This is a genomic window from Shewanella sp. ECSMB14102 (assembly GCF_000813075.1).
GTDB lineage: Bacteria > Pseudomonadota > Gammaproteobacteria > Enterobacterales > Shewanellaceae > Shewanella > Shewanella indica.
Genome location: NZ_JWGX01000002.1, coordinates 206,066 through 221,771 on the forward strand (window position 1 = coordinate 206,066; position 15,706 = coordinate 221,771).

At 53.4% G+C, this 15,706-nt stretch carries 15 protein-coding genes; 7 read left to right on the top strand and 8 right to left on the bottom strand.

The features are described from left to right. Positions 1 to 3 precede the first annotated feature (3 nt). The 6 genes from RC73_RS00935 to putP form a co-directional block, all read right to left on the bottom strand. The gene (locus RC73_RS00935; RefSeq protein ID WP_039032859.1) at positions 4 to 219 is read right to left on the bottom strand and encodes a YgaP family membrane protein; all 216 of its coding nucleotides are present in this window, start codon (positions 217 to 219) and stop codon (positions 4 to 6) included. Position 220: 1 nt separating this feature from the next. After that, on the bottom strand, positions 221 to 3,466 hold the full coding sequence (locus tag RC73_RS00940) for an efflux RND transporter permease subunit (RefSeq protein ID WP_039032860.1): 3,246 nt from the start codon (positions 3,464 to 3,466) through the stop codon (positions 221 to 223). 9 nt (positions 3,467 to 3,475) lie between these two features. Further along, positions 3,476 to 4,501: an efflux RND transporter periplasmic adaptor subunit gene (locus tag RC73_RS00945; RefSeq protein ID WP_039032861.1), complete on the bottom strand. Its 1,026-nt coding sequence runs from the start codon at positions 4,499 to 4,501 to the stop codon at positions 3,476 to 3,478. Positions 4,502 to 4,726: 225 nt separating this feature from the next. Beyond that, positions 4,727 to 5,443: an SIMPL domain-containing protein gene (locus RC73_RS00950; RefSeq protein WP_039032862.1), complete on the bottom strand. Its 717-nt coding sequence runs from the start codon at positions 5,441 to 5,443 to the stop codon at positions 4,727 to 4,729. Between the two features lie 220 nt (positions 5,444 to 5,663). After that, positions 5,664 to 6,950 carry an OmpP1/FadL family transporter gene (locus tag RC73_RS00955; protein WP_039032863.1) on the bottom strand — a complete coding sequence of 429 codons (1,287 nt, stop codon included), beginning with the start codon at positions 6,948 to 6,950 and terminating at the stop codon, positions 5,664 to 5,666. Positions 6,951 to 7,302: 352 nt separating this feature from the next. After that, entirely contained in the window at positions 7,303 to 8,754 is a 1,452-nt protein-coding gene (gene putP / locus RC73_RS00960; protein ID WP_039032864.1) for a sodium/proline symporter PutP, read from the bottom strand. 166 nt (positions 8,755 to 8,920) lie between these two features. On the opposite strand from putP, the gene RC73_RS00965 reads away from it, so the two are divergent. The 4 genes from RC73_RS00965 (at position 8,921) to RC73_RS00980 (ending at position 11,560) form a co-directional block, all read left to right on the top strand. Then, the gene (locus RC73_RS00965) at positions 8,921 to 9,118 is read left to right on the top strand and encodes a hypothetical protein (RefSeq protein WP_039032865.1); all 198 of its coding nucleotides are present in this window, start codon (positions 8,921 to 8,923) and stop codon (positions 9,116 to 9,118) included. Positions 9,119 to 9,134: 16 nt separating this feature from the next. Beyond that, on the top strand, positions 9,135 to 9,728 hold the full coding sequence (locus tag RC73_RS00970; RefSeq protein WP_039032866.1) for a hypothetical protein: 594 nt from the start codon (positions 9,135 to 9,137) through the stop codon (positions 9,726 to 9,728). Between the two features lie 65 nt (positions 9,729 to 9,793). Continuing rightward, entirely contained in the window at positions 9,794 to 10,423 is a 630-nt protein-coding gene (locus RC73_RS00975) for a class I SAM-dependent methyltransferase (protein ID WP_052247905.1), read from the top strand. A gap of 198 nt (positions 10,424 to 10,621) precedes the next feature. Beyond that, on the top strand, positions 10,622 to 11,560 hold the full coding sequence (locus RC73_RS00980) for a chemotaxis protein CheV (protein ID WP_039032867.1): 939 nt from the start codon (positions 10,622 to 10,624) through the stop codon (positions 11,558 to 11,560). Here the strand turns inward: RC73_RS00980 and RC73_RS00985 are convergent, their stop codons facing one another. Both RC73_RS00985 and RC73_RS00990 read right to left on the bottom strand, forming a co-directional pair. Next, positions 11,561 to 12,199 carry a hypothetical protein gene (locus RC73_RS00985; protein WP_039032868.1) on the bottom strand — a complete coding sequence of 213 codons (639 nt, stop codon included), beginning with the start codon at positions 12,197 to 12,199 and terminating at the stop codon, positions 11,561 to 11,563. 71 nt (positions 12,200 to 12,270) lie between these two features. Then, on the bottom strand, positions 12,271 to 12,630 hold the full coding sequence (locus RC73_RS00990; RefSeq protein ID WP_039032869.1) for a DUF2750 domain-containing protein: 360 nt from the start codon (positions 12,628 to 12,630) through the stop codon (positions 12,271 to 12,273). Between the two features lie 209 nt (positions 12,631 to 12,839). Here RC73_RS00990 and RC73_RS00995 point away from each other — a divergent pair, with 209 nt between their 5' ends. The 3 genes from RC73_RS00995 (at position 12,840) to RC73_RS01005 (ending at position 15,625) form a co-directional block, all read left to right on the top strand. Further along, positions 12,840 to 14,051: a lytic murein transglycosylase gene (locus RC73_RS00995; RefSeq protein WP_405130418.1), complete on the top strand. Its 1,212-nt coding sequence runs from the start codon at positions 12,840 to 12,842 to the stop codon at positions 14,049 to 14,051. Between the two features lie 136 nt (positions 14,052 to 14,187). Then, positions 14,188 to 15,072 carry a WYL domain-containing protein gene (locus tag RC73_RS01000; protein ID WP_235369935.1) on the top strand — a complete coding sequence of 295 codons (885 nt, stop codon included), beginning with the start codon at positions 14,188 to 14,190 and terminating at the stop codon, positions 15,070 to 15,072. Positions 15,073 to 15,142: 70 nt separating this feature from the next. Beyond that, entirely contained in the window at positions 15,143 to 15,625 is a 483-nt protein-coding gene (locus tag RC73_RS01005; protein ID WP_039032870.1) for an FKBP-type peptidyl-prolyl cis-trans isomerase, read from the top strand. Positions 15,626 to 15,706 lie beyond the last annotated feature (81 nt).

Here is a 15,706-nt window from a genome sequence, read left to right on the forward strand (position 1 = left end):
TCCTTAATCAGTGGCCTTGGCCTGTTCAGCCTCTGTTTTCATACCGAATTTACGCATCAGCATGCTGGCAGGACAAAAGCCGGTAAAAGCACTTTGGAATAGGTTAGCGCCAACAAACAGAGTTAGCCATACAAAATTGTGATGGACAGTGGCGGTTAACAGTAATGACAACATCACCATAAATCCGGCAAAGGCCATAGTGGCACGTTCTACAGACATTTTAAGCTCCTTTGGCCACCTGGGCCTGGTTGATCACTGAGTCGATGCGCTTGCGCATCAGGGCATAGTAAAGTACCGGGATCACCACCAATGTCAGCAGGGTGGAGATCAGGATCCCGAAGATAAGACTGATGGCCAGACCGTTGAAGATAGGGTCATCCAGAATAAACATGGCGCCTATCATGGCCGCCAGGGCGGTGAGCATGATAGGTTTGGCCCGCACGGCGCCGGAGTGAATGACCGCCTGTTCAAATGGCACTCCTGCAGCGGTTTCCTGGTTGATAAAGTCCACCAGGAGTATGGAGTTACGCACTATGATCCCCGCCAGCGCTATCATGCCTATCATGGAGGTGGCGGTGAACTGGGCGCCGAGCAAGGCGTGCCCCGGCATGACCCCGATAATGGTCAAGGGGATAGGAGCCATAATGATCAGCGGTACCAGATAGGAACGGAAGTGAGCCACTACCAGGAGATAGATGGCAATCATGCCGACCCCATAGGCCAGGCCCATATCACGGAAGGTTTCATAGGTGATCTTCCACTCGCCATCCCAGAGTACGCTGATGGCATCCAGACCATCGGGTTGGCTGAAATAATGCTGGTTGAAGCCAAGGCCACCTTCTGAGTCGATATCCGCCGCCATTTCAAACATGCCGTACAGTGGGCTGTCGAGCGGCCCGGCCATGTCGGCAATCACCATGATCATCGGGATCATGTTTTTGTGAATGATGGGCGCGTCTATCTGCCCCTTGCGGATTGTCACCAATTCGGCCACGGGCACAGTGCCGCCATGGAGGCTGTCGAGGCGCAGGTTGAGTACTGAAGTCAAATCCAGTTTGTTGGCCTCCGGCAGTTCCAGGCGAATGGGCACCGGGCGTTTCTGCATCGGCTTATGCAGCACATTGATATCCTTGCCGCCGACAGCTGTGGCCACCAGATCCACTATGTTGGCGTAGGGCACGCCCAGCAGACTGGCCTTGCTGCGGTCGATAAGCACCTGCCATTTCTGTTGTGCCGCCGGCAGGAAGATATCGATATCCACCACATCTTCGGTCGCCTGGAACAGGGACTGCAGCTCGCTGGCCGCCTGCTGGCGAATATCCTGGCTGGGGCCATAGACCTCGGCCACAATCGGCGACCACACAGGTGGGCCGGGGGGCACTTCCACCACTTTGACATTGGCGTTGAAGCCCTGGGCGATTTGCTGCAGCGGGCCGCGCACCGCCAGGGCTATGCTGTGGCTGTCTCTGTCCCTGTGCTGTTTGTCACTGAGATTGACCTGAATATCGCCAAGCTCCTGACTGTTGCGGACAAAGTAATGCCTGACCAGGCCGTTGAAGTTGATCGGGGCATGGGTGCCGGCATAGAGCTGCAGATGCTGCACTTCGGGTACAGTCACCAGATAATCGGACAAGGCCTTGAGGACTTTTTCCGTCTGCTCCACCGGCGTGCCTTCCGGCATATCCACCATCACCTGGAATTCGCTCTTGTTGTCGAAGGGCAACATCTTGAGTACCACCAACTGGCCGACGGGCAGGGCAACGGCCATGCCTATCAGCACAAACACGCCGGCCGCCATGCCTACTCGGGCCTTGCGGCTCTCGAGGAATGGCTTGATAAGCCGGGTAAACAGCTTGAGCATTACAGGGCTGGCGTTGTCGCTATGCCCCTCGCCACCCTTGTGCCTGAGCAGTTTGTGACTGAGCCAGGGAGTGACCACAAAGGCCACCGCCAGGGAGATCAACATGCCCATGCTGGCGTTGATGGGAATAGGGCTCATATAGGGGCCCATCAGCCCCGAGACAAAGGCCATCGGCAGCAATGCCGCAATAACGGTAAAGGTCGCCAGAATGGTGGGGCCACCCACTTCATCCACGGCAGCGGGAATGAGTTCACTCAGGCTGCGTTTGCCCATGGCCATATGGCGGTGGATGTTTTCCACCACGACTATGGCATCGTCCACCAAAATACCTATGGAGAAGATCAGTGCAAACAGGGATACCCGGTTGAGGGTAAAGCCCCAGGCCCAGGAGGCGAAAAGGGTAATCGCCAGGGTAATGACAATCGCCACACCCACCACCAGTGCCTCGCGCATTCCCATGGTGAACACCACCAGGATAACCACAGCGGCGGTTGCAAAGATCAACTTGAAGATCAGAGTGTTGGACTTGTCAGCCGCCGTCACGCCATAGTTGCGCGACACGATGACATTGACATTGTCCGGAATAAGCAGGTTACGGCTCTTTTCCACCTTGGCAAGGATTGCATCGGCGACATCCACGGCGTTTTCACCCGGTTGTTTGCCTATGGCTATGGTCACTGCCGGAAAGACGCCTTTAGCTTCTGCTTCGGCGCTGTGACCGTTCTGATGCCAGGCGCCATAGAGGGGCACGTCGGCCTTGAGGCTGATATCGGCAATATCACTGAGGAAGACAGGGGCGGCCTTGCCTTGGCTGTCATTGTGCACCGCGACCACTAGTTGCTGCACATCCTCCAGCGAACGCAGGAACTGGCCGGTCTGCACCTTGATCTCCTGGTTATCCTGCACCAGAGACACGGGCATGGAGACCGCATTGTTGGCGCCGAGCGCCCGGTTGATGGCATCGAAGCTGACACCATAAAAGCTCATTTGGGCCGGATTGATGCGCACATTGAGCACCAACTCATGGGACCCCATGGACTCGACATCTCGGGTGCCGGGAATGCGTTTGAGTTCGGTTTCGAGCCCATGGGCCACATGAGTCAGTTGCTGAGCCGAGACACCGGGATCCTCTGACCAGAGAGTCAGGCTGACAATGGGCACATCGTCTATGCCCATGGGTTTTATCAAGGGATCGCCCACACCCGCGGCTCTGGGCAGCTTGTCCAGGTTGGAATAGATTTGATTGTAGAGTTTGACTATCGCCTCGTTGCGGGGCACACCCACCTCAAAGATGACGATGATCATCGCGCCATCGGGCTGCGAGAAGGAGTAGAGGGTATCTATGCCTTTTATCTGCGAGATCACCTCTTCTGCCGGCAGGGTCACCAGCTGCTCGACTTCGGTCGGTGTGGCGCCGGGGAAGGGGATAAACACATCGGCAAAGGTCACATCTATCTGAGGCTCTTCCTCCTTGGGAGTGACCATAATGGCAAACATCCCCAGCAACAAGCCCAGCAGGGCCAGCAGCGGCGTAATGGCACTGAGCTGGAAACTGGCGGCAATGCGGCCGGAGATGCCGGTGTTATTTTCGCTGTGATTAGCCATGAGTTCCCCTTACTTGGCCTGGCGCTGCTCGAGCAGCAACTGATAGGCGTTGGCGGCGACTATGTCTCCGGCTTCGAGTCCTGCCAGTATGGTCACGCCATCGTCACGCACATCTCCCAGACGTACCTGTTGCAGGACAAAGTTATCGCCGCGCTTGAGGTAGACGGCCGACAGCTCATTGACGCTGTAAAGCGCTTCTTTGGGCAGCACTATCTCCTGGCGTTTGTCTATGGCAAAGCGCACCTTAACGAAACTGCCGGGCAGCAGATCGCCTGTGTTGGCCGGCAGTGGCAGTCTCACCTGAAAGGCGCGGCTCTGCTCATCACTGAAACCAAAGACCTTGGGGGTGGTAACGTCAAAACTGCGGCCATCGGCTAGGATAACCGTCATCTTGTCTGTGGCTTTAGCGGCCTGAAGAAAACGCTGCGGCAGCTGCATCACCACCCGCATCTCATCGTCGGCAAAACCGGACAGGAGCGGCTGACCGGGAGCGACTGTTTCTCCCTCTTCCACATGCCTGGCCGTGACTATGCCAGCATATGGTGCGCTGACGACTGTGTATTTCAGTGATTCTTTTGCCTGAATGATCCTCGCCTTGGCCGCGCTGGCCGCTTGGGAGGCTGACTTGGCATTGGCTATGGCCTGATCCATTTGGCCGCGGGAAATCGCGCCCTTGGGAAACAGTTCCTGATAGCGCTTGAGCGTCAGCTGCGCTTCGGTATCCAAGGCTCTGGCTCTGGCGTATTCCGCCTCGGCCGCCGCCAGGGACGCGCCTTGTTCTTCACTGGTGATCTCAAGCAGCGCCGCCCCGGCGGGGACTCGGTCGTTGACATCAAAGTAAAGCTTTAGGATCCGTCCCGAGGTTTGGGCCGACACGGTTGCGGCCTTGACCGCCTCGAGCCTGCCATCCAGGGTCAGCAATTGGGAGTGCTCTGTCTGGCGGACAGTCACTGTGGCCGGCTCGGCTGCCTTAACGGGTTGAATGAGCAGCAGCGCGGGCAGTAACAGGGTCAATACTGGCGTTATTCTGGGCATGGAACTGTTCTCAAAAAAGCATCTATGAGAAAATTCTAATGAATAAGGTGGTCGCCTGCAACTATTATTAGAAAAATATGATTAAATAAGAGGTGGCTTGAGTAACTGACTAGACCTTGAATACCCAGGCCAGAATATACACAGCCAGAATACAGATACGAAAACAGGCGGCCTTGGCCACCTGTTTATATTGAAAAATCCGTTTCAGGTTTGCGCTTCAAAAGTTCAGTCGTTGAGATAGTAGGTGAGGGTAGAGACGATTCGCACCTTCTTGATGTAAGGCGTATTACTGTCGCGATCGGAAATGGTGAAGGTGCCCTGACTGGCTTGTTTGATCTTCCCAAGTACCGAGTCTGAATCTTTGGCAAACTTCTCGGCCACTTCACGGGCATTTTGGGTAGCCTCCTGCACCATGGACGGCTTGATACTGTTGAGTTCGGTAAACAGGAATTCGATGCGACTGTCATAGTCCTGACTGGCGATGGCAATGCCTTCTTTGGCCAGGGCCAGCAGCTTGTTACGGCTCTCAAGCAGCAGATCCACCTGGTGAGTATAAAGCGACACTGTCACCCGGGCTGCGTAGCGATACTTAACATTGGGATCGACATAACCCTGGGCTTGCCTGTCTTCTATGGAAGGCAGAGAGACAGAGATTTCATCCTTGTTGAAACCTTGCTGTTCAAGAAAGGCCGTCACTTTATCTGTTTTTTGTTGCACCGTCTGATACAAGGTGTTGAGATCGTTATCCACCTCATTGAAGCGAATCGGCCAGATGGCGACGTTGGCCTTGACCTCGCGTTCAGCCAGACCTTTGACCGCCACGGTTCGCTCCATACCTTTCATTGCCAGCAGGCTGTTTCCAATACTGGTGCCAAGCAGCAGTAAACCGGCGCAAATAAAACCCCCAAGCAACAGGGCCGCCAGAGAATAATTTTTACTCATTTCGAAATCCTTTTGTGACATAGGAGAGGTACGAAGTACGCCTTATATCCGGCCTTGTAAGTCAGCCGATGCAGCGCAGTTTACACCTTCCATAAGATAACCAAGCCTTGGCGAGAATGCATCTGTAAGCTTGAATGCTGCCTGAACAACTTGCTGTTAATCAACAAAAAAGCCGCCCAGAAGGGCGGCCTTGTCAGCTTAAACTCGTTGGAGCCTTGGCTCAGAATTGATAGCTGTACTGCACTGAGTAGTACATGGCTTCTGATTTGGTAATGGCGTTAACCGGGCCAACTACTGCACTGTTTTCTACCAGTTCCACTTCTTCACCTTTAACAAAGGCCATACCGAAGTCGATGGTTTGATGCTGGTTGATGTGGTAGCTCAAGCCTGCAGTGAACCATTGACGGTCAGAGTCTGGAATGGAGATAGAGCTGATTTCATCGACAACACCATTGTCGAACATGTAACCGGCACGCACGGTGAACTGCTCATTGATGTCGTAAGTTCCGCCTACACTCATCAGCCAGGAGTTTTTCCACTGATACTGCTTCAGAGGAGCATTGACATTATTGGCAATCACAGTACCTGTACCATAAATGCTGCTGACACCATCTTTGGCAGTAATTTGATCAAAGTTACCCCAGCGGGTGTATTGAGCCGTGTAATGAACCGCAAAGTTTTCGGTTAACTGGTGGAAACCGGCCAACTGGAATATGTCAGCCAAAGGCACTTCCAGCTCATCAAACAGGGTTGACGCAAAACTGTTTGTTTGGCCTGGTAAAGGTGTCAGTGTCGCAATATGACCACTCACATCGACATTGGGGCTGTAACGGTAGCTCAGGCCAAAACGGTTGTTCTCATTTAGCTCAAGTGTGGCACCAACAATACCGCCAATGCCCCAACCATCGGCATCCACATCGACCAAAGGCATTTGATTGTAATAGCGATCCAGGTTGCCTTCGCCATAAACCAAATCCAGTCCGACGCCCAAACTCAACATATCATTGATGCGGTAGGAAACACTGGTGTTGAAGTTGATGGTGGTTACTTCGGTATTACCTATCAGATCATAAGGAGCCGCAACTGTTTTGCTATTGACCAATGATGCGCTGTCTGTGCCGGTACCGAAGTTGGAAAAGGCCGCAAAACCGACAGCCCATTTATCGTTCAAAGGCTGGATGTAATAGATGTTGGGGATCCATTTGACGCTGCCTGCATCATCAATCCCCCCCAGATCCACCTGGCCGCCCATGAAGTTAACGTCTTTGATATCTACCTGGACGTCAACAGTGGTGACACCAACCGAAATAGCGGCTTTGTCAAACAGTGCCATGGCGGCCGGGTTACGGGATAACACGGATGCGTTGTCTGCAATCACGGCATCACCGGCAAAAGCACGGCCGATACCTGTGGCTGATTGGCTGTTGAGCTGGAAACCGGCTGCCAGGGTCTGGCCACTGATCAGCGCGACAGAAACTGCGATAAGAGTCTTGTTGAAATACTTCATTATTATCTTCTCTTTTATGTTTGCAGGTTGGCTGTCAGTCTTTAATACCCCACAGGCACCCGCTTATTAGTCCAGTGCATCTTATGGATGCTCCAGTGTGTCAACAACTCCGACCAGATGTGAAAAATTGTAATATTTTGGTTAATTTCTGCAAATGTGCTGCGAACGTGTCACGAACTGAAAAGTAGGTAGTTGACAGGAAAAGCAGTGATAACTGTGTTTTCAGCGATTGAAAACAACCATTGACAGTGTTGCCAAGCTGTAAAAGTTAGAGACACAATAAATTACAAACTGCGAACGCGTTTGGCGTACAAGTGTACGCCAAACTATGGCGGCGGCATAAGTATCGTGGTTAGAGACTCTGTTTGAAGCGACTGAATTGTGTCTGTGTAGCCTCGGATGGCGGCGACAAACGGCTAACTACAATCCCGGCCAGAGTTGCCAGAATGAATCCAGGCAATATTTCATAGAGGGCGAAGATACCGCTTTCCAATTGTTTCCAGATGATTACTGTCAAGCCGCCAACTAGGATGGTGGCAATGGCGCCGTTGCGGCTGTAGCCACGCCAAAACAGTGCCAGGATGACCACAGGGCCAAAGGCGGCACCGAAACCGGCCCAGGCATAGCTCACCAGGCCCAGTACACTGGCTTCCCGATCCAGGGCAACAACCACTGAGATAATGGCAATGGCCAACACGCCGATACGACCGACCAACATCAGCTCCTTGCTTGAAGCCTCGGGCCTGAGCCACTTGCGGTAGAAATCTTCGGTGATCACGCTGGAACATACCAGCAGTTGCGAGTCTATGGTGCTCATGATGGCCGACAAGATAGCGGCGATAAGCAGGCCTCCAATCCAGGGGTTAAAGGCGACCTGAGTCAGATGGATAAATACAGTTTCCGGATTCTTGAGCGGCTCATCGGCAAAGTAGAGCGAGCCGGCAATGCCGGTCGCCAGGGCGCCGATCAGGGAGACAAACATCCAGCTCATGGCGATGCGGCGTGAAACCGGCAGATCCTTAACACTGTTAATCGCCATAAAGCGTGACAGAATATGGGGCTGACCAAAGTAACCCAGCCCCCAGGCCAGAGCCGACAGCAGACCTATCAGGGTCAGCTTATCGCTCCATAACGACAGCATGGCTGGGTCCAGGGTATCCAGGCTTTGGTGGCTCTCTGGTTGGGTAAACATGCTGACCGGGACTATCAACAGGGCGATTAACATCAAGCAGCCCTGGAAGAAGTCTGTCCAACTGACTGCAAAAAAACCGCCGACAAAGGTATAGGCCACTATCACAGCGGAACCTATCAGCAGCGCCGTCAGGTACTCGAAGCCAAAGACATTGCTGAACAGCACAGCGCCGCCCACCATGCCGGAGGAGGCGTAAAAGGTGAAAAACAGCAATATGGTGACGGCAGATACCAGTTTCAGGAGGCCGCCCTCGTCGTTGAAACGCTTCTCAAAAAAGTCTGGCAGCGTGAGAGCATTGTCGGCCATCTGGGTATAGATCCGCAGACGTTTGGCCACCAAAAGCCAGTTAAGCCAGGCGCCCAGTAACAGGCCTATTCCCATCCAGGCTTCGCCCAAACCGCCGAGATAGACGGCGCCGGGCAAACCCAGCAGCAGCCAACCGGACATGTCGGAGGCGCCGACACTGAGAGCGGTCACCGCCGGGCCCATCTTGCGATCGCCGAGAATATAGTCATCGACCGAATCGGTCGCCTTGTAGGCCCAAAGACCTATCCCCATCATCAGGGCCAAATAACCCAGAAAAGTTATCATTACCGGGGTTTCAATATGCATGCTGGTTTACACTTTTGTGTTGTTGTTTGGCGCGGATACTAGCAAAAGTTTGCCAAAGCGCCCATTGTTGACGGACTATGTGAAGCAGATCTGACCAGTCCAGGAAAAGATGTTCCGAAAAGTTTGCAGTAGTGAGTGTTAATTTACTCAAAAAAGGTGGGCTTAATTGGCTGAATCTTCACTAGAATTTAAACTTGCGGCTCATATTGACTTGTTTAAGGGTAAAGAGGGGCCCTTGGAGCGTGTATACCGGCGTCAGGCTTTTTATATTGCAATTGTTGTATCTGCAATTAGTGCTTTGGGAACCATGCTCTGCCGCCCCGGTACGGATCTGACAGAGATGCAAACCTTCGGCGAAGGATAATATAAGGAGTATGCCTATGGCGCTGCCTCTCCTATGGCTCGGTTCTGCAGCCCTCGGCACCATTTGGCTTGCCGATGAAGGACTGAAGCGTAAGAAGATCGCCCAGAATCGATTACTCAAGGAGCTGCCGGTACAGCGCGTCAAGGGTCAGGCGCGGTTGACACCCAGTGAATGGTTTCACAGTCAGAGTGTCAAACAGGTGCAGCCCGGGATGCTGGTGTGCTGCCACGTATTCGGGGTCATTGAACACACAGGTATCTGGCTCGGCGACGGTATGTTGGCCGAGCTCCACGGCAGTGGCCTTGTACGGCCTGTGTCGGTGAAGCGTTTTCTGGCAGGTCGCAGCGGCAGCAAGGTGTTTGTCGCCTGCGATCATCAAAGAATGCCCTTGGTCAGTGAACAAGCACTGGCCCGCGCCGGCGAGAGCCTGTTTCAATATCGGGATTATGACCTGTTTGATAATAACTGCCACAGGTACGTGTGGCACTGTATCAGCGGCAAGCCGCAAAGGGTGAGTAGTTTTTCGCGACTCAATCAACTGTTGGAAGACTTCTTTGGTCAGGGCATCTATTGGGATCAACTGCCGCTGGAACCCTTTGGGGACGAGTGAAGATGATTGTCGCCGCAAGGGCACTTAAAAGTTAACCATGAATTATTCTGCGTGGATCGCCATTTATGCAACTCAATCGCTTTGAAAAATCGATAGTCAGGCATCCGCTGCGTTTGTGGCTGCAAAGGCGGCTGGAGCGGCGGATGTTGCTGAAGCTGTTTGCCAAGCCTTTACCGGCTTTTAGTCGCGCCTTGGAGATAGGTTGCGGCTTTGGTGAGGGAATCGCTTTTGTGCGTCAGGAACTGGGGGCGCAAGAAGTATGGGCGCTCGATTTTGATTCCGACATGGTCAGCCACTGCGCCGGGCGGTATTCGGATCAAAACTGGTTGCATCTGTGCCAGGGTGATGGCAGCGGCTTGCCCTTTGCCGATAGCCAGTTTGATCTTGTGGTCGATTTTGCCGCCTTTCATCATATTCCGGACTGGCAACAGGCGGTGGTCGAAGTGTACAGAGTGTTGCGCCCTGGCGGCTATTTCGTCATGGAAGAGCTTTATCGCGCCGCCATCTGTAATCCTTTGAGTCGACGTCTGTTTGAGCATCCCCAGGAAAACCGTTTCAATCACGCTGAACTCTTGGCTGTTGTTGAAGATAGCGGCAACTTTGAGATTATTCGTCAACACCAGTTGTCGGGGCTGGCGGGTATCATCCTGGCCCGTAAAACCTTCGGCAAGCATGAGCGGGATAATGACGTGTAATCAGTGAGCGTGCGTGGGCTTTTGCTGTAGCCCAGCTTAACTCTATGAAGGCAGATGTTTGTAACGGATATAACAGTAGCCAAGTGCATATCATTTAAGACAATTTAGCCTAAATTTGCCCTGAAGCATGGTTTGTTCCGCCGCTTTACCACTATAATCGACGTAATATTCAGCAGTAGAATTGGACAAGTAGTTGTTATGGCAAATGTATTGGAATCAGTAGATCAACGAACCCAACTCGTCGGAGAGAATCGGCTGGAGTTACTGCTGTTCAGGATCAGTTCGACTCAGCTGTTTGCCATCAATGTTTTTAAAGTTAAAGAGGTAGTGAAACTGCCGGAACTCTCGACCATGCCAGGCAGCCACCCAGCCATCAGTGGTGTCGCCAATATCCGTGGCGTTTCGATTCCCGTTATCAATCTGCGCAGCGCTATAGGTTTCTCGCCCATGCCTGTGGGCGAAGACGCTAACCTTATCATCACAGAATACAACCGTAGTGTGCAGGGGTTTCTGGTGGGCAAGGTTGAGCATATAGTCAACATGACCTGGGGCGATATCATGCCACCGCCGAAAACCGCCGGCCGCAATCATTACCTTACAGCCATCACTCGGATGGAAACCCAGGGTAAAACTGAGTTGGTGTCGATTATCGATGTGGAAAAGGTACTGGCGGAAATCATCCACTATGACGTGCGTCTCTCAGAAGGTGTGTTGGATGAATCCTTGGTGGCCAAGATGCCGGGACACAAGATTTTAATTGTTGACGATTCGCCCACCGCCAGACGCCAGGTTCGCGATACTTTGGGGCAGCTGGGGCTTGAAGTGATTGAACGCAGTGATGGCCGCGAGGCGCTGACGCTGCTTAAGTCCTGGTGCGATCAGGGGCTCAAGGTGACAGAGCAGATTTTGATGATGATCACCGACGCTGAAATGCCCGAAATGGACGGTTACCGTCTGACCTATGAGGTGCGCAATGACAAGCGGATGGCCGATCTTTTTATTACCCTCAATACCTCCCTCAGCGGCAGTTTCAATAAGGCGATGGTAGAAAAGGTGGGCTGCGATCGTTTTATTTCCAAGTTCCAGCCGGATCTGTTGGTGGAAGCCGTGCAGGACAGAATTCGCCAGCTGGGCTGATTAACGGCTGTTTTCCTGCTCCAGTTCGCGGATAAGTTGCTTTTTGGTGCGTTTGTCTGCGGCGATGTTGAGCCTGGCCAGGCGCACGGCGAAGGCAAATCTGTCGCGGCCGCAGATGGCGGTCAGCGCCTGCAGAAAGTCTTTATCCAGTGCAAAGTTTTTGGCGTAGTGCTCTATGGCGGCAAACACTGAGCTGTAGTGCAAGCCATCGAAGTCAAACCCGGTATTTGGGGTTTCGTCGCTCAGCGGAACTCCCTCGATGCACAGGGGCCAGCCCTTGGCATTGATCCTGTCTCTGGCCACTTCATACATAAACCAGGCGCTGCGTTTAAAACCGCCAAGAATTTTGCAGGAAAACTCAGATTCTTCCAGCTCTTCACGGGTCCAATTCAGCCCTATGGCCAGATGTTTAGCGTAGCGCTTCATCAATGCATCTTTAACTGCGATACGGCACTCGTATATCGAGGTGAGAGGATTTTGGCGGGCCAGCGTCAGGCACTCCTTACAGGCGGGCACGCTCAGTGAGGCATGTTCTGCATTGGGGGAGGCTTCAAAGGCGAAAATGTGCTCGCAGGGCTCGGCACAAAACCAGCAACTGTGACGGCAATTAAAGGGGATGTCGACCAAGGGACAGGGCATAGGGTTGTGCAGATGCTGCTCTGAGTCTTAAAAGAAGTCGGGAGTCTTGGTGACTCCCGACCTGATAAAGCTTATTCGGCTTCCACGTCCACCAGGAACTTGGCCAGCTCTACCGGCTCAACTTCGGGACATTCCTGCTCGGCGCGCCAATCGATACCAATCAATACGCCATCTTCGTTGAGATCTTCAATCCAGAACTCCAGCAGCTCTTCCAGTGAAATCGCTACCGGTGCGAAGTTGACCCACTCCTCGGTGCAATGGCTTTGGGCCACTGCCTGATCAGACCATAAAGGCATGACATCTGTGTCTTCATATTCGCTGGAGTCACACACCACCCAGCCTTCGCCGGAGTCGTCCTGCAAGCCCCACACCTGCTGGTGCGCTTTGACGTTATCGATAAATTGGCTCAGTGCCGGCGCTAAATCAGTCATGATCTCTCTCTTGAGCAAGGGTTAGTGGCGCCATTATACGGCATAAGCACTGGAGTCCAAGTGAATCTTAACCTCAGATGAACAAACAGGAATAAATGCTTAAAAATCGACTCAACGACAGGGAATTATGCCTGCGGGGCTTAAAAAACGCTGAGCGACTGGTTAGGATGGAACTCGATGGGGTGTTTAATCTTTTAAGGAGTCGGAAGGTGTTCAGAGTATTATCCTGGTTTCCCCTGCTGTTGGCCACGCAAACGCTGGCAGCCCCCCAGAATGAGGATCCTGTAGAAGCCCTGATAAAGGCCGGAGAAGCGGCTTTTCCTCAGTGTATTGTGGCGATGCAGGACAAGGCCCTGAAAGAGGGGATCAGTCAACAGACCATCGACTCACATCTTAAGCAACTCAAGTTTGTCCCCAGAGTGATAGAGCTGGATCGCAGTCAGCCCGAGTTTACCCAGACATTTGCCAACTATTTCGATAAGCGGGTAACAGATTGGCGGGTTTCCAAGGGCAGGGAACTGCTGGTTGAACACAAAGCGCTGCTGGATAAGCTCAAGCGCGAGTACGGTGTGCCGCCGCAATATCTCTTGTCTTTCTGGGGCATGGAGACTAATTACGGGGGGTACAAGGGCAAGATGCCGGTGTTGGATTCGCTGGCAACCCTGGCCTGCGACTCCCGCCGTTCGGGCTTTTTTACCCAGGAGTTGATGACAGCGTTGAAGCTGAGCCAGAAATATGGTTTTGCTGCGGCCGATATGCAAGGCTCCTGGGCCGGGGCCATGGGACACACCCAGTTTATGCCCAGTGCTTATGCCAGTTATGCCGTCGATGGTGACGGTGACGGCAAGGCGGATCTCTGGAACAGCATAGACGATGCCCTGACTTCGGCGGCAAACTTTCTTGCTCACCTGGGGTGGCAGCGCAACGAACGCTGGGGCAGGGAGGTTCGCTTACCTGAATCATTTGATTATCAGCATCTGGGGCAGAAAAAGTCTCTCGCTGACTGGCAGGCGCTGGGGTTGACCCAGAGCAATGGCAGGGTGCTGCCACAGGCCCAGATGGAAGCCAGACTCTATCTGCCCGCCGGGCACGAGGGACCTGCGTTTCTCGGCTACGATAACTTCCAGGTGATCCAGCGTTGGAACCGTTCTGAGTTTTATGCCATCTCAGTAGGCCATTTGGCCGACAGAATAAGTGGCGCCGGTCGGCTTGCCAAAGCACCGCCGCAGCAAACCCGCTTGAGCCGCGCCCAGATAAAGGCACTGCAGCAAAAGCTCAATGAGCAGGGGTTTGATGCCGGAAAGCCGGACGGTATTCTCGGGCGTAACTCCCGCGCCAGTTTACAGGCGTTTCAGCTCAGCAAAGGCTTGGTGGCCGACGGTTTCCCTTCTGCCGAAACCTTTAAAGCCCTGGGACTCTAGTTCTGCTAATCAAAATGATTGCCGGTAGCCAAGGGATTGGCTAATGTTAGTTTATAAAGGCGCCAAGAAACTGCCCGGATAATGCCGGCAGCAGAGTTTGGCGTTTTCTTGCACCGATTTGAACTCAGGGAATGATATGCGCAGCGAGATGAGCAACATAGACATGTTGAGTCACGGCCAGCGTCAGCGTCTGGCCTTTATCGATTTCAGTTTGCAATATTTTGGTCAGGTCAGTCGTCAGGATCTGATTGCCAAGTTTGCCACCGGATTGGCGGCCGCCACCCGCGACTTCAGCCTCTATCGCGAGCTGGCGCCACAGAATCTTAAGCTGATGCATCCCAGCCGTCATTATCAGCGCCAGCATGAATTCAAGCCCTTGTTTCATCACGATCCTGAAGCCATTCTCTCGGGTCTGGCCCGTGGCTTTGGAGATGGTTTGTCACAGCCCCTGGTGCCCAGCCAGGTCTGTTTCGATGCGGTGCGGCTTATTCATCCGGATACCGAGATTATCGCGGCGCTGATGCGCTCGATTCAACAAGGGCTGGCGCTGGCGCTGCAATATGTCTCCACCTCAAGCGGCGAAACTTTTCGAGAAATAGTGCCCCATGCCCTGGTCAACAACGGTCAGCGCTGGCATGTGCGGGCATTTGACAGACTGCATGGCAAGTTCAACGACTTTGTGGTGACCCGTATCAAGCAGGCCAGAGAACTTGAAGGCTCTCCCTTGCCCAAGGAGCAACCGGCAGCCGACAACAACTGGTTGACGCCGGTGGAACTGGTGTTGGTTCCCCATCCGAGCCTGAAACACCCGGAGGCGATTATGCTCGACTATCGTATGGAGGATGGCGAACTCAAGGTGGCCAGCAATGCGGCCTTGGCCGGATATCTGCTGCGCAGCTGGAGTGTGGATTGCTCTGTTAAGCATCAAATTGATGGTGGTGTTTGTCAGTTGGCATTGAAAAACCACCAGGTGCTGGAGCGACTCGAGCATCTGGCGATAGTGCCGGGCGCGGGGCGTTAATCCAAAGCAGTGGAGTGCAGGCGACAGTTTTGTTAAGCTGCGCCGGAATCATGAATACTGAGGACTCAGAATGAGCGTTAAAGAAGATATGGTGGTGCAGTTCAATTACACACTGCGCGATGAAAAGGGTGAAGTGCTGGAAACCAACGAGGGGCACGATCCCATCGCCTATCTGCATGGCCATGACAACATGATGCCCGGAGTCGAGAAAGCCATTGAAGGCAAAGAGATAGGTGCCAAGTTCAGTGTGACCTTGCCAGCCTCTGAAACTTACGGTGAGCGGGTTGAAGGCGCTGAGCAGCGCGTATCGGTAAAACACCTGATGGGCGCCAAAGTATGGAAGCCTGGCATGCGCGCGGTCGTCAATACAGATCAAGGTCAGCGTCAAGTGACTGTGGTCAAGGTGGGCAAGTTTATGGCCACTGTGGACATCAATCACCCATTGGCCGGTCGCGAGCTGACCTTTGATATTGAAGTGGTCTCAGCCCGTGAAGCCAGCCATGAAGAGATAGCTCATGGTCATGCCCATGGCGTCGGTGGTCATCAGCACTGAGTTTGGCCTTAACTGAAAACGCCCGCTTTAGCGGCAACGTAGATCAGATAAGGATCGGTTGACCGATCCTCCTGATGAGAG

Bases quoted from the DNA above. Each gene is read 5' to 3' on its own strand.
- RC73_RS01005 (WP_039032870.1), top strand. From the start codon at position 15,143: ATGAGCGTTAAAGAAGATATGGTGGTGCAGTTCAATTACACACTGCGC.
- RC73_RS00985 (WP_039032868.1), bottom strand. From the start codon at position 12,199: ATGCCCTGTCCCTTGGTCGACATCCCCTTTAATTGCCGTCACAGTTGC.
- RC73_RS00990 (WP_039032869.1), bottom strand. From the start codon at position 12,630: ATGACTGATTTAGCGCCGGCACTGAGCCAATTTATCGATAACGTCAAA.
- RC73_RS00955 (WP_039032863.1), bottom strand. From the start codon at position 6,950: ATGAAGTATTTCAACAAGACTCTTATCGCAGTTTCTGTCGCGCTGATC.
- RC73_RS00945 (WP_039032861.1), bottom strand. From the start codon at position 4,501: ATGCCCAGAATAACGCCAGTATTGACCCTGTTACTGCCCGCGCTGCTG.
- RC73_RS00980 (WP_039032867.1), top strand. From the start codon at position 10,622: ATGGCAAATGTATTGGAATCAGTAGATCAACGAACCCAACTCGTCGGA.
- putP (WP_039032864.1), bottom strand. From the start codon at position 8,754: ATGCATATTGAAACCCCGGTAATGATAACTTTTCTGGGTTATTTGGCC.
- RC73_RS00950 (WP_039032862.1), bottom strand. From the start codon at position 5,443: ATGAGTAAAAATTATTCTCTGGCGGCCCTGTTGCTTGGGGGTTTTATT.
- RC73_RS01000 (WP_235369935.1), top strand. From the start codon at position 14,188: ATGCGCAGCGAGATGAGCAACATAGACATGTTGAGTCACGGCCAGCGT.
- RC73_RS00970 (WP_039032866.1), top strand. From the start codon at position 9,135: ATGGCGCTGCCTCTCCTATGGCTCGGTTCTGCAGCCCTCGGCACCATT.
- RC73_RS00940 (WP_039032860.1), bottom strand. From the start codon at position 3,466: ATGGCTAATCACAGCGAAAATAACACCGGCATCTCCGGCCGCATTGCC.
- RC73_RS00975 (WP_052247905.1), top strand. From the start codon at position 9,794: ATGCAACTCAATCGCTTTGAAAAATCGATAGTCAGGCATCCGCTGCGT.
- RC73_RS00935 (WP_039032859.1), bottom strand. From the start codon at position 219: ATGTCTGTAGAACGTGCCACTATGGCCTTTGCCGGATTTATGGTGATG.